Source organism: Methyloferula stellata AR4 (assembly GCF_000385335.1).
Taxonomy (GTDB): domain Bacteria; phylum Pseudomonadota; class Alphaproteobacteria; order Rhizobiales; family Beijerinckiaceae; genus Methyloferula; species Methyloferula stellata.
This window is the reverse complement of record NZ_ARWA01000001.1, coordinates 3,647,021-3,660,305: the sequence shown is the minus strand read 5'-3', so window position 1 is coordinate 3,660,305 and position 13,285 is coordinate 3,647,021. Positions and strand designations below refer to the sequence as shown.

12 protein-coding genes, 1 tRNA gene and 1 pseudogene are annotated in these 13,285 nt (G+C 59.4%); 4 read left to right on the top strand and 10 right to left on the bottom strand.

Going from position 1 to position 13,285, the window contains the following annotated elements; translation table 11 throughout:
* Window positions 1-171: 171 nt before the first annotated feature.
* The 4 genes from oxc to yfdE form a co-directional block, all read right to left on the bottom strand.
* On the bottom strand, window positions 172-1,872 hold the full coding sequence (oxc, locus tag A3OQ_RS0118060; protein ID WP_020176835.1) for an oxalyl-CoA decarboxylase: 1,701 nt from the start codon (window positions 1,870-1,872) through the stop codon (window positions 172-174).
* Window positions 1,873-1,962: 90 nt separating this feature from the next.
* Entirely contained in the window at window positions 1,963-3,258 is a 1,296-nt protein-coding gene (gene frc, locus A3OQ_RS0118055; RefSeq protein ID WP_020176834.1) for a formyl-CoA transferase, read from the bottom strand.
* A gap of 19 nt (window positions 3,259-3,277) precedes the next feature.
* Window positions 3,278-4,615, bottom strand: a complete 1,338-nt coding sequence (oxlT, locus tag A3OQ_RS0118050; RefSeq protein ID WP_244427179.1) for an oxalate/formate MFS antiporter — start codon at window positions 4,613-4,615, stop codon at window positions 3,278-3,280.
* Between the two features lie 73 nt (window positions 4,616-4,688).
* A complete protein-coding gene (gene yfdE / locus A3OQ_RS0118045) occupies window positions 4,689-5,864 on the bottom strand; it encodes a CoA:oxalate CoA-transferase (RefSeq protein ID WP_020176832.1) in 1,176 nt (391 codons plus the stop codon).
* Window positions 5,865-6,003: 139 nt separating this feature from the next.
* Between yfdE and A3OQ_RS24535 the strand changes: the two genes are divergently transcribed.
* On the top strand, window positions 6,004-6,243 hold the full coding sequence (locus A3OQ_RS24535) for a hypothetical protein (protein ID WP_152428519.1): 240 nt from the start codon (window positions 6,004-6,006) through the stop codon (window positions 6,241-6,243).
* A gap of 438 nt (window positions 6,244-6,681) precedes the next feature.
* Here the strand turns inward: A3OQ_RS24535 and A3OQ_RS0118030 are convergent.
* Both A3OQ_RS0118030 and A3OQ_RS0118025 read right to left on the bottom strand, forming a co-directional pair.
* A tRNA-Lys gene (locus A3OQ_RS0118030) sits at window positions 6,682-6,757 on the bottom strand.
* 165 nt (window positions 6,758-6,922) lie between these two features.
* A complete protein-coding gene (locus A3OQ_RS0118025) occupies window positions 6,923-8,488 on the bottom strand; it encodes a 2-isopropylmalate synthase (RefSeq protein ID WP_020176830.1) in 1,566 nt (521 codons plus the stop codon).
* A gap of 332 nt (window positions 8,489-8,820) precedes the next feature.
* On the opposite strand from A3OQ_RS0118025, the gene A3OQ_RS0118020 reads away from it, so the two are divergent.
* The gene (locus A3OQ_RS0118020; RefSeq protein WP_026595992.1) at window positions 8,821-9,543 is read left to right on the top strand and encodes a sulfite exporter TauE/SafE family protein; all 723 of its coding nucleotides are present in this window, start codon (window positions 8,821-8,823) and stop codon (window positions 9,541-9,543) included.
* A gap of 159 nt (window positions 9,544-9,702) precedes the next feature.
* Here A3OQ_RS0118020 and A3OQ_RS0118015 read toward each other — a convergent pair whose 3' ends face one another.
* Window positions 9,703-10,080 carry a MarR family winged helix-turn-helix transcriptional regulator gene (locus tag A3OQ_RS0118015; RefSeq protein ID WP_244427178.1) on the bottom strand — a complete coding sequence of 126 codons (378 nt, stop codon included), beginning with the start codon at window positions 10,078-10,080 and terminating at the stop codon, window positions 9,703-9,705.
* Between the two features lie 172 nt (window positions 10,081-10,252).
* Between A3OQ_RS0118015 and A3OQ_RS0118010 the strand changes: the two genes are divergently transcribed.
* The gene (locus A3OQ_RS0118010; RefSeq protein ID WP_020176827.1) at window positions 10,253-11,356 is read left to right on the top strand and encodes an FAD-dependent oxidoreductase; all 1,104 of its coding nucleotides are present in this window, start codon (window positions 10,253-10,255) and stop codon (window positions 11,354-11,356) included.
* A 211-nt stretch (window positions 11,357-11,567) separates the two neighbouring features.
* Here the strand turns inward: A3OQ_RS0118010 and A3OQ_RS25395 are convergent.
* The 3 genes and pseudogenes from A3OQ_RS25395 to A3OQ_RS0117995 form a co-directional block, all read right to left on the bottom strand.
* Window positions 11,568-11,840, bottom strand: a pseudogene (locus A3OQ_RS25395) (GFA family protein); the annotation flags it as partial.
* Between the two features lie 89 nt (window positions 11,841-11,929).
* Entirely contained in the window at window positions 11,930-12,334 is a 405-nt protein-coding gene (locus A3OQ_RS22950) for a nuclear transport factor 2 family protein (RefSeq protein ID WP_040581403.1), read from the bottom strand.
* Between the two features lie 62 nt (window positions 12,335-12,396).
* Complete coding sequence (locus tag A3OQ_RS0117995; protein ID WP_020176824.1) at window positions 12,397-12,729, bottom strand: cupin domain-containing protein; 333 nt, start codon at window positions 12,727-12,729, stop codon at window positions 12,397-12,399.
* Window positions 12,730-12,934: 205 nt separating this feature from the next.
* Here A3OQ_RS0117995 and A3OQ_RS0117990 point away from each other — a divergent pair, with 205 nt between their 5' ends.
* Window positions 12,935-13,282 carry a hypothetical protein gene (locus A3OQ_RS0117990; RefSeq protein WP_020176823.1) on the top strand — a complete coding sequence of 116 codons (348 nt, stop codon included), beginning with the start codon at window positions 12,935-12,937 and terminating at the stop codon, window positions 13,280-13,282.
* Window positions 13,283-13,285: the final 3 nt, after the last annotated feature.

The following is a 13,285-nucleotide window of genomic DNA, read 5'->3' as shown; positions in this document are numbered from 1 at the left end:
CATCGCTCTAATGTGCTGCATGGCCGTGGAGTACGCCAGTGTAATTAGGCGGATAATGATGCGCTTCGCGATATCTATCAACCTGCGGGAGCAGAGTCGCTCCGCCCCCGTCTTGCTGACTTGGACATCGATACCCTAGACATAATCACGGCAAGCCATCGGCGCCGCAAATCACGTCCGAGCCGGGCCTGCTGCGACGCTTGTTTTCGGGTTAAGATTTTGGATGTGGCCGCTCTCAGTGCCGGCTTTTGGATCGATAACACAGTCGATAATGGCTGGCCGTCCCGCGGCGAGCGCGCCCGTCAGAGCCTTGGTCAGGCTCGATGTATCTTCCACATGATAAGCGGCGCCGCCAAAGGCCTCGATGAGTTTGTCGTAGCGTGCATGCGGGATGAAGCCGGTCGGCGATGGAGGCGCGTCTGGTGCATCGCCGTGATAAATGCCGCCGTTGTTAAGAATCACGATGACGACCGGCAGATGGTAGCGGCAGATCGTTTCGATTTCCATTCCGCTGAACCCAAAGGCGCTGTCGCCTTCAATGGCGACGACGGGTTTGCCGCTCACGACGGCCGCGCCGATCGCATAGCCCATGCCGATGCCCATCACGCCCCATGTCCCGCTGTCGAGACGTTTGCGGGGCTCGTACATGTCGATAATGTTGCGCGCGAAATCGAGGGTATTGGCGCCTTCGTTGACGATATAGATGTCGGGCCGGCCAGCGAGAGCGTCACGAACAGCGCGTAGCGCGCTTGAGAAGTTCATCGGATGCGGATCGGCGGCAAGGCGTTTTGTCATGCTGTCGATATTCTTCTTCTCGTGCTCGGCAAGCGCCGCGAGCCACTCGGCGCCCGCCTTGATCTGGCCGGGCTTGAGCGCCGTAAGCAGCGCCGCAATAGACGATTTGATATCACCGACGACAGGCGCGGCGATCGGCCGGTTGCTGTCTATTTCAGTCGGCGAGACATCGAGCTGAACGAATTGCGTGGTGTCCGACCATAGCGGGCCCTTGCCATGCGACAGAAGCCAGTTGAGCCGTGCGCCGATCAGCATCACGACATCGGCCTGGCCTATAGCAAAGGAGCGCGCCGTTGCCGCCGATTGCGGATGATTGTCGGGCAGAAGCCCTTTCGCCATGGACATGGGCAGGAAGGGGATGCCGGTCGTTTCGATAAATGATCTGATGTCCTTGTCGGCCTGCGCATAAGCGGCGCCCTTGCCGAGAATGATCAGCGGCCGTTTGGCCGATGCGAGCAAGGCGAGAGCACGCGAGATATTTTCAGGCGCGGGGATCTGTTTCGGTGCAGGATCGACAATCTTCACTAGGGATTTACGGCCTATCTCCGCGTCGATAACCTCGCTGAGTGTCACCGCGGTTATGTCGAGGTAGACGCCGCCGGGCCGGCCCGAAACGGCCGCGTGAATCGCGCGCGCGATGCCTATGCCGATATCTTCCGCCTTGTTGATACGAAACGCCGCCTTGGCATAAGGCTTGGCGGCATTCATCTGATCGAGTTCTTCGTAGTCGCCTTGTTCGAGGTCGACGATCGCCCTGTCGCTCGACCCGCTGATCAAGATCATCGGGAAGCAATTGGTGGTGGCATTGGCGAGCGCCACCATGCCGTTCAGAAAGCCCGGCGCGGAGACCGTCAGACAGATGCCAGGCTTCTGGGTGAGATAGCCTGAGATCGCTGCGGCATTGCCGGCGCTCTGTTCGTGCCGGAACCCCACGTAATTCATGCCCTCTGCTTGCGCCAAGCGGGCCAAATCGGTGATCGGAATGCCGGCGACACCAAAGATGGTGTCGATTCCGTTGAGTTTCAGAGCATCCACAACGAGGTGGAATCCATCGGTCACGCTCACTCGCTCGTCCATCTCTTCGTCCTCCACGGTTTTCGTTAATTGTAGGGCTTTGGGTGATGACCATGGGCCGCAAGACCCATGGCCGTTAAAGCGGGCGTAGTGCTAAGCCAATTCCTTCACGACATGGCTTTCGACGACTTTTGCCTCGTGCAGTTTCGCGATTTCCGCGGCGCTATAGCCCAGCCCCGCCAATACCGAGTCCGTGTGCTCGCCGAGCAGCGGCGAAGCGGTGATTTTTGGCGTGAACTCCGAGAATTTCATCGGGCTGCCGACGGTGAGATAGGTGCCGCGTTCCTTATGCGGAACCTCCACGACGGTTCCTGCCTCACGCAAGGCCGCATCGTGCTCGATTTCCTTCATCGAAAGCACGGGCGCACAAGGCACTTCGAACTTCTTGAGGATATTGACGGCTTCGAACTTCGTCTTGTCGGCCAGCCAGGTCTCGATTTCCTTGAAGATATCGAAGATATGAGACTGGCGCGCGAGAGCCGTGGCATAAGCCGGATCGCTGATCCATTCGGGCTTGCCGATGGCCTTGCAGGTCGGGCCCCAGTTCTGTTCTTGGATCGTGAAATAGATGTAGGCGTTCGGATCTTTCTCCCAACCCTTGCATTTGAGCACCCAGCCCGGCTGGCCGCCGCCACCCGCATTGCCGCCACGCGGCACCGCATCGCTGAACGTGCCGTATTTGCCATCCGCGCGGATCGGATATTGCGGATATTCTTCAAGATAGCCGACGCGGTCGAGACGTTGCTGATCGCGCAGTTTGACGCGGCACAAATTGAGCACGGCGTCTTGCATGGAGACGGCGACTTTTTGCCCCTTGCCGGTAGCCGCCCGGCCGATCAAGGCCGTCAGAATACCGATCGCGAGATGCATGCCCGTATTGCTGTCGCCCAGAGCTGCGGCGCTGATGGTCGGCGGTCCGTCCCAAAAGCCAGTGGTCGATGCCGCGCCGCCGGCGCATTGCGCGACATTCTCGTAGACCTTGACGTCGGCGTAGGGTGAGTTGTCGCTAAATCCCTTGACCGAACCGAAGATGATCCTCGGATTGAGCTCCTGGATGCGCTCCCAGGAGAATCCCATGCGGTCCATCGCGCCGGGGGCGAAGTTTTCGACCAGGACGTCGGATTCGCGGATCATGCGTTCCATGACCTCTTTGCCTTCGGGAGTCTTGGTATTCAGCACGAGTGATTTCTTGTTGCTGTTGAGCATCGTGAAATAGAGTGCGTCGGCACCCGGGATGTCACGCAACTGATGCCGCGTGACGTCGCCGCCGCCAGGACGCTCCACCTTGGTCACGTCGGCGCCAAACCAGGCCAGCAATTGCGTACAAGCGGGGCCTGCCTGCACACCGGTGAAGTCGATGATTTTGATTCCTTCGAGCGGTAGTCTCATGATCAATATCTCCTATGGTTCACTGTGCGGCTTGAAGTGGTAAGGGGCTCGAACCAGCCTTTGAGGCAGGTTCCTCGAGGACATCTTCGGCGTGGTGGCGGTTCGCCGCCGGACGCAGAACGAAGAGCACTAGGAAGACGGCAAGGACATTGATGCCGGTTGCAAGAAAGAGGACGTCGTTCCAATTGCCGGTCGCCGTCGCCGCGAGGGCTCCGAGCGGCACGAGGAAGGCCGCGGCACCCTTCGCGGTGTAGAGCATGGATGTATTCGTGGTGGCATATTTCGCCCCGAACAGATCCGTGCACATGGATGGGAACAGGCTGAAGATGTTGCCCCAGCAAAAGAACACCATGCCGACGAAGAAGATGAATCCCCATGGATGGCTGCCAACCACATAGAGCATGAAATAGCTCCCGGCGCCGAGAGTGAAGGCGATTGCCATAGTCTGCCAGAGGCCGATGTGATCGGACACCCAGCCAAACAGCGGCCGTGCGACACCATTCATGACATTGGCAAAGACGAGAGCGACGGAAAGCGTTGTGGCGCTCAGGAAGACCACGGTGTTGGAGATGCCGTAGGATGTCGCGATCGGTGCGAGATAGGCTGTCACAACCAAACCGCCAGCGCACATCAGCACGTCCAGCACATAAAGCACCCAGAAGACGCGGCTGCTCAGCACTTCGCGCGCCGTGTAGCTGCGGCTTGTCTGCTGCACCTTAATCTCCGCCACCACAGGGGCTTCGCCGGGATTCGGATTTCGGATGAATTGCGATATGACGACAACGGCGCCACCCTGGATCAGGCCAAACCAGAAGAACGCGGCTGCGTAGCCATTGGCTTCGATGACCATTCGGATCGGGATAATGGTGAGCGCCGCACCGGCGCCAAAGCCGCCAGCCACCAGACCCACCGCCAAGCCTCGATGGTCCTTGAACCATTTGACCGCCGTGCCGACGGCCACGCAGTAAATGGCACCGGAACCGAGACCGGACAGGGCGCCCCCGAGATATAACACCGGCAATGACGTGGCATAGCCATCGATCATCCAGCCCAATCCGACGAGAAGGCCACCTGCGCCCATGACAATGCGCGGACCAAAGTGTGGCCCCAGTCTGTCGGCGAGCCAGCCATTCAGCGGGGTCGCCCAGGTTTCCAGTGCTACGAAAAGCGTGAAGGCGAACTGAATATTGGCGACCGACCAGCCATGTGCATTCTGCAAAGGAAGGACGAAGACCGACCATCCATATTGGAAATTGGCGATCAAGATCATGCAGACGACGCCGAGGATCAGATGCCGCCATCGTTCGTGGCTAGGCTGAACTGAAGCGGCGGACATCGGGATTGCAGTCGGACTCATTGGTCTTTCTCCAATTCGAAATGGATGGTCATCGTTGCCGGAAGGACCGGCGTTCAGTCCTCGCCGACGCCGCTTATTCGGCAGCGGCCTTTGCAGGCACCGCGAACTCACGCCGCAGCGCATCGCCATGTTGATTGAGTGTTGGCGCTCCAACGCGCACGGAGGGATCTTCGTATCCCGAGATTTTCACCGGGTTGCCGGGCATGCGGACGCCGCCTGCCTCGATCAACATATTGCGGGCGACGGTCTGCGGATGCACCGCGGCCTCCGCTACATTGAGCAATGGTCCAACTGGGACACCGGCGGCATGAATGACATCCAACCAATGCGCAGCTGGTTCTTTCTTGAATATCGCCTCAAGCTCATCTTTCAGAGCGGCATTGTTCTCGGTGCGATCCTGGTTCGATAGGAAACGCTTGTCGGTGATAAGATTGGGCTGCCCGATCACTTTGCAGAGTTCGGCGAAAAGATGGTCGTTTCCGCAGCAAATGACGAAGTCCTTATCCGCCGACTGAAACACGTCGAAGGGTGTCATGAACGGATGACGATTGCCGATCCGTTGAAGCGGCTTTCCGGTCGCGACGAACTCCATGAGACCGTGCTCGAGAAAAGCGAGTGTCGAGTCGAACATCGCCACATCGACAGAGGCACCTTTGCCGGTCTTTTCGCGGGCGTAAAGCGCGCTCGCTATGCCGCAGAACATGAACACCCCGGCGCAAAGATCGGAGATGGAGGTTCCGACGCGTGTCGCCGGACCATCCGGGAATCCCGTCATGCTCATGATACCGCTCATCGCCTGGATGATGGTGTCATAGGCCGGATAGGCGGCGAACGGCCCGGTCTGGCCGAAGCCGGAAGAGGAGGCGTAGATCAGGCGGGGATTGATCTTGATGAGGTCGTCATAAGACAGACCCAAATGCTTCATCGTGCCCGGACGAAAATTCTCGGTAAGCACGTCCGCTTCGCGGACCATGTTGAGAAAGATCGCTTTGTCGGCCTCATCCTTCAAATTGAGGACGATGCTTTCTTTGCCGCGATTGACGAAACTGAAATAGAGCGATTGCTCTTTGTAAAAGGGACCGTAGGTCCGCGTATCGTCGCCATGTCCCGGCGGTTCGACCTTGATGACGCGTGCCCCGAGATCGCTCAGGATCGTCGTACCGAACGGGCCGTTCAGCACATGCGTCAGATCGATGACGAGTATATTTGAGAAAGGTCCCAGAGTTTTTTCAGTTTTGTTAGACGACATCTTTTCACTCTCTCTCGGCCCGCGCGAACGGTAGTACCGCCAAGAAAAGTGAGGTTGATTTCGGTCAATCTGAACCACTGATACGCATCACGTGTGTGTGATGAAAGCTTCGGCATAAGAGCGAACAGGCCGGTATCGCATGCGTGGCAGATTCAATTTGAATCGATTGATTGGGATGAGACCGGATCAGCTGGAGCAACTCCTTGCTCGGACTGGTTGCAGAACCGCAGCAACGCTTTCATCGTTTGTGTGGAACGCCTATCCGCGACTTCCGGATCGAAGCGCGCTTACAATTCATATGGTGAAGCTGATCGAAGATGAGTTCGGCGATCTGCCGATTGAAGCGCTCGAAGACAAATGGCTGCACGCGAACTTCTAAAGTTCGCGACGAGTTTGCAGATCGGCTTCGAACGGCGGCTTGTTGCCAAGCTCTTTGAGTCCACACCGTCTCATGTCGGCGTCGCTGCAATCATGGTGTTATGGAGCGCGGCGCGAGGGCGGCTGTCTCAAACTCGGGTCGTCAGCCTATGACGGCACATATATCCGGCTGATGATGATCTTCGTTTCTACACTCAGCGGGACACGGCCATGACGCGCCTGGCCTTGGCAGGCGGCACGGTGCCGCAAATCGCGACCATTGCTGGGCGCTCGTTGAAGACGATTCAAGAGATTTCGGAGAAGGATTCGAGCCGCGATGCCTGACTCGCTAAAGCGGCTATTTGAAGCCCGAAGAACCCGAAAAGCGCTCAGAAATTGCAAACCGTTTGCAAACCGAAGCGATTTGTTCCCCGCAAATGAGCTAGGCCATTGATTCCGATGGTGGGCGCACACGGGCTCGAACCGTGGACCCGCTGATTAAGAGTCAGCTGCTCTACCAACTGAGCTATACGCCCATCGAAATGACCGCTCGATCAGCAGGGGAGGGCCCTGCCGCATGGGCGAGTGAGGGCGTGTAGCAAACGCGGCGGCACCTGTCCAGCTTTTCGCGCATCATTCTGAAAAGTCGGAGACTTCGAAATGACGCGCGAAACAGCTCCGCCGCGCTTCTCCTCTTGAAGCTAGCCGGCCAGCGTCTCGGGCCGCGATTTGCCGCGCTTCACCATCAGCTTGTTGAGCGCCGCTATATAGGCCCGCGCCGAGGCCACCAATGTATCCGGATCGGCGCCCTTGGCGGTGACGGATTTGCCGTCCTCGGCGAGCCGCACCGAGACTTCGGCCTGTGCGTCGGTTCCCTGCGTCACGGCATGGACCTGATAGAGTTCGAGCACCGCGCCATGTGGCACCAGCGCCATGATGGCGTTGAAGATCGCGTCGATCGGGCCGTTGCCGGTCGCCTGATGCGTCTTCTGCTCGCCATTGACCTCGAGCGTCAGAGCCGCCGATTGCGGACCACGCGTGCCGGCCATGACGGAGAGGGACACGAGCTTGATATGCTCGTGCTGATGGCCGATCTCGTCGTCGACGAGCGCGATCAGATCCTCGTCATAGACGATCTTCTTGCGGTCGGCCAAATCCTTGAACCGCGCGAAAGCCTCTTCGAGCGCATTGTCGCCCAAATCATAGCCGAGTTCCTTCAGCTTCTCCTTGAAGGCATGACGGCCGGAATGTTTGCCCATGACGAGCGAGGTCTTGTTCACGCCGACGCTTTCGGGCGTCATGATCTCGTAGGTCTGGGCGTTCTTCAGCATGCCGTCCTGATGGATGCCGCTCTCATGCGCGAAGGCGTTCCGTCCGACGATCGCCTTGTTATATTGCACCGGAAAGGACGAGACCGCCGAGACGAGCTTCGACGCGCGCACCAGCATCGAAGAATCGATGCCGGAATGATAGGGCATGGCGTCGCCGCGCACGCGCAAGGCCATCACGACCTCTTCAAGTGCCGCATTGCCGGCGCGTTCGCCGAGCCCGTTGACCGTGCATTCGATCTGCCGTGCGCCGCCGGCGACGCCTGCGAGCGTATTGGCGACCGCGAGGCCCAAATCATTGTGGCAATGGACCGAGAAGATCGCCTTGTCGGAATTCGGGACGCGTTCGCGCACGGTTTCGAAGATGCGGCGATACTCGTCCGGCACCGCATAGCCGACCGTATCTGGAATATTGATCGTCGTGGCACCGGCGTTGATCGCGGCCTCGACGCAACGGCAGAGAAAGTCGATCTCGCTGCGGGTGCCGTCCTCAGCCGACCATTCGATATCGCCGACGAGATTGCGAGCCCGCGCGACATTCACCTTGATCATCTCCAAAACCTGCTCCGGCTCTTTGTTGAGCTTGTATTTCATGTGGAGCGGCGAGGTGGAGACGAAGACATGAATGCGCGGATGCCGGGCGTGGCGCACGGCTTCGGCGCAGCGGTCGATGTCCTTGGCGGCCAAGCGTGCGAGGCCGGCGATGGTCGCGCGTTTGGCGCGCCGCGAGATTTCCGAGACGGCTTCGAAATCGCCCTCGGATGTCACGGGAAAGCCCGCTTCGATGATGTCGACGCCCATGGTGTCGAGGAGTTCGGCGACTTCGAGCTTTTCCTCCAACGTCATCGAGGCGCCGGGCGATTGCTCGCCGTCACGCAGCGTCGTGTCGAAGATCAGAACTTGATTCGTATTGGCGATGGAAGCAGGCGCCGACGGCATAGCCTGGCCGGGAGCTGAGGTGTCTTGGGTCATTGCATGATCCTGAAGGAAGTGGGTCCGGATTTCAATTCGCGCTTGGTCCCCTGAAGGCCAAGGCGAAGCCCGGCCGGCCGTCAGGGGCGGCTAAGGAGAAGAAGCCCGGTAAGGAGGCTCACGCAGACGCAAAGCGACGCCGCGGCAGGCAAAGGCGCTGCCGGCTTCAGTCCATCATGGGACCCTTGCGTCAAAATGGCGTCGAAGGACACGAAATGCCTCTAATGCATCAAGGCGATAGAAATAGCCTTTTTGAGGGGCTAAGGCAAGCATGGCGGCGCCTAAGAGGGGAATCACCACTGGCCTATGCTTTCGTCCTGCTCATCGGTCTTGCGGCGGGTGCCATCAGCGGCGTGATCGGCACCGGCGCCTCCATCCTGCTTCTGCCCGTTCTGGTCTTTCAATATGGTCCGAAGCAGGCGGTGCCGATCATGGCGATCGCGGCGCTGATGTCGAATGTCGCGAAAGTGATGGCTTGGTGGCGCGAGGTCGACTGGCGCGCTTTTGCCGCCTATTCGATCCCGGGCGTCCCCGCCGCCGCGCTCGGCGCCCGCACGCTTCTGGTGCTGCCGTCGCATGTCGTCGATATCGCGCTCGGTGCGTTTTTCCTGGCCATGATTCCGACGCGGCGCTGGTTGCATAGCCGCCATTTCCATATTGGGCTTTGGCAATTGGCGCTGGCAGGCGCGTTGATCGGCTTCGTCACCGGGATCGTCCTCTCGACCGGGCCGCTCAGCGTTCCGGCCTTTACATCCTACGGTTTAACGAGAGGCGCTTTTCTATCGACGGAGGCGGTCAGTTCGCTGGCGTTGATGGTCAGCAAAGTGACCACGTTTCAGCAATTGGGCGCGCTGCCGTGGCCCGCGATCCTGCAGGGCTTCATCATAGGATCCGCCGTCATGATCGGCACTTTCGTCGGGAAAATAGCCGTCCAGCGCATGAGCCTTGAGACCTTCGAGCGCCTCATGGACGTGATGCTGTTTGGCGCGGGCGTGGCTTTGCTTTGGGCCGCGTTCAGCTAGGATCGGGACTCAATTATTCGATCGTCATTGCGAGCGCAGCGAAGCAATCCAGGGCAAACGCTCCTTTGCTCCTGGATTGCTTCGTCGCTCTGCTCCTCGCAATGACGGCAGGCTGCGAATTTTTAGGTCCCGACCCCAGACCACGATAAATCCATCGCGCTAGTCGCGCTTGGCGAGCGCTTCCAAATTGGCAATCAGGCGCTGCAATAAATCGATCAGGATTTTGATCTCTTGCTCGCTCATCCCGGCAACGGCCTCATCATTGCCGGCATCGACCATCTCATCGATTTCGGGAAGTATGGCCAGCGCTTTGCGCGTGAGCGAGATCAGGCTGCTGCGGCCGTCATTGGGATCGGGACTGCGTTTGATCATACCGTCCCGTTCCAGGCGCGCCAGCAGTTGAGCCATGCTCGGTTGCTCGATCTGGGCGCATTGCGCCAGGTCTTTTTGCGAACGCTTTTCTCCAGCCCTCAACATGTTCAGAACTGGGAAGCTGGCCACGCCAAGTCCGAATTCCCGGAATTTGGTCTCCGCCAAGCGGAGAAACAATCTCGACGCCCTGATCGTGAGATGACCCGGCCGTTCGTGCAGCGCCCATTTTGGCATTATATTCCTCTTACATAGGCTCCTATACAAAACCTATAGCATCCTATATATCAAACCACTCTGAGCACGCGCAAGTTGGCCTGTCTCGGAGGGGAGAAGAACCATGATCACGATTATCGGTGCCGGACTGGGCGGTCTCACCCTGGCGAGCGTGCTTCATAAAAACGGCATCGCATCAGTCATCTACGATGCCGATCTCTCGGCGACATCCCGTCACCAGGGCGGCATGCTCGATATTCATCAAGAGACCGGGCAGGCGGCCTTGCAGGCCGCCGGTCTGCTCGAGGCTTTCAGCAAGCTGATCCTGGAAAACGGCGATGCCTTGCGCATTCTGGACAAGACCGGCGCCGTGCTCCTGACCCATGATGGCGATGGGTCGCGACCGGAAATCGAAAGGGGCGTCCTGCGGGATCTCCTTTTATCTACCTTGCCGCCGGGCATTGTTCATTGGAACGCGCGCGTGACGGGCATCGGCAGGGCGGACAACGGATTTAAGCTCTCCTTTGCCGATGGCAGCGTCACGACGGCGGACATCCTCGTCGGAGCCGATGGGGCGGGGTCGAAAATCCGCCCGCTCGTTTCGGACGCGAACCCGACCTATGCCGGCATCAGCTTTGTCGAATTGCGCTATCTCGATGCCGATCGAAATCATCCGATGGCGGCGGCTCTGGTCGGCAAGGGACTGATGTTCGCGTTCTCGGACGAGCGGGGCTTGATCGGGCATCGCGAGCCCAACAACGAATTATGCGTTTATGCAGCTCTCAAGGTTCCGGCGGATTGGGCGAAGCAGCCGATGTCCCGCGCTTTGCTGCAAGAACATTTCGCCAGTTGGCATGCGGACTTTCACGAACTGCTGGCCAAGAGCGACGGCGATCTCCTGCCCAGGCCGATTTATATGTTGCCGGTGGGGCATAGCTGGCCGCGCACGCAAGGTGTGACTCTTCTTGGCGACGCGGCGCATCTCATGTCGCCCTTCGCCGGAGAGGGGGCCAATCTGGCCATGATCGATGGAGCCGACCTCGCCAACGCGATTATCGCGCATCCAAATGACGTCGAAAGCGCCTTTGCAGCCTTCGAGGCCACGATGTTCCCGCGTGCGCGGGTGGCCGCGGCGGAATCCGCCGCAAACCTGGACATCGCCTTCGAACCGGACGCCCCGCGGCGGATGCTCGAGTTCTTTGAAAATCGCGGCGTTACGTCTGACTGATGTTATAATATGTGGCGCGCAGTCCGCAACGCTCCGGCAGGTCGGCACTCATCGCAAGCGGTCATTTCGAAGCCGCTCATTGGCCAATGATGCGAGCCTCCTGCACATAGCCGAAGCCGCCCTTGCCCGACCAGGCGCGTCCGTCAGGATAACGCAACTCTATTCCGGCGAGATCTTTCTCGTCCGCTAGACGCATGTTGACGCCCATCTGGACGTTCCCGAACTTCGATACGGCGCTCGCGGTCAGAATAAAGTGCGTCGTTGATCCGCAATTTGCACAGAACCGGATTTCCGCGGCCGGGTCTTGTTTGTCTCTCCGGCTATATCCCTTCGTCGTTCCCTCGACGCCTATTTCCGAGGGATGGAAATAGGCCCAACGGGCGCCCGACTTGCTGCAGAGCGTGCAGTTGCACTCGTTGATGAAGTCCGGTCGCTTCGGGATTTTGATGCGGACTTGGCCGCAGAGGCAGGAGAGGTTGAGCATTCCCCTATCGTATCAGGAGAGCCGCTTGCCAGATAGCGGCCGTTCGGTGTCCCGCCATCTCGGCCACTCCCAAGTTATGGATTCACAGCTTAATTCAGCCGGCCTGGCGGGACGTCCGAATCCTCTTCGACCATCAGAGTCGAAATCGGGCTTGCCTGATGGTGGATCATTCGCCAAGCACCGTCGACGCGGCGGAACCAATTGGTGACCGCGAGCGCCATGCCGCCGACGATCTCGACACAAAAGACGCGGCCGTCATTGCCCGAGATCAGCGCGGTATCATTGTGATGCTCAACCGGTTCCTGGCTCGGATTGCGCAGGATATTGGCATAGGATTCGAGGATCGGCTGGCGGCCGATCAGCACCGGCCATCCGGGATGCACGCATGACACGTCGTCATCGGCCCAGATGCTGCTCATTTTCGGAAAATCGCCGGCCATGAACGCGGTATAATAGGCTGCGTTGACGGCGAGGATGGCTTCTCTCTCGTTCATGGCCTGTGAGGTGCCGGAAATACCGCCCGAAATCAACTGGAAAAAGGGCTTAGCCGCCGGCCTCACTCCTTGAAATGCACGGCGAGCCAGACAGTCGGCTGGCCGGGGTCGGTCCAGGCGACGCGGTGGCGCAGATGCGGCGGGATCAGGATATAATCGCCGGATTTGAGGCTCACCGGCTCCTCTTCACCCTCGAAGAGCACCTCGGCCGCACCCGTGACGACCATGACCCATTCGGTCAGGGGCTGATCGAACCAGACATCCGGCGGGCTCGCCTGACCGATCGATACAATGCGCTCGATGGTGACGCCCGGCGCCGAGACGAGGGTCAGGAAATCTTCTTCGGGTGAAGGGCCTTGAAGCGCCTGGAAAAGATTGCCGTCGGCTTCGCTCATCGGGACCTCCACGATATGGCAGCGAACCTATCCCATTTGACGGGCTTTGGCTCCCAAAAGCGAGGCCAGAAAAAGGGGAAGCCGGTTTTTCGTCCGTCCGGGCGTCTTTCACAAAGCGCGGTCAAGGTGAACGCTTTCCGCTTGACGCTGCCGTATAGCTGATGATCATCGCGCGACGATTCTCTTGATTCATTCGGAGACGCCTATGCGCAGTTTGGCTTTGCCGGGGGCTCTCGTCGCCGCGGCTCTTCTCCTGTCGGCTTGCAATGAAACGTCGCGACCCGTCGCCGCCGCCCCGCCGGGACCGCCGCCCGGCGCGTCCGCGGGGCCTGTGCTGGGCGGCCTGCCGCCGGGCGCGCCCTGCACGGACGCGATCGGCCGCTATCATACCGTCGTCCAGCACGACGCCGATACCGGCAATGTCAATCAATCCGTCTATCATCAGATTGAGGATGAAATCTCGCGGGCGGCGGCGGCCTGCGCGTCCGGGCGCGGCGGCGAGGCGATCTCGCTCATCCAGAGTTCGAAAGCACGGCACGGCTATCACGCTTGAAAA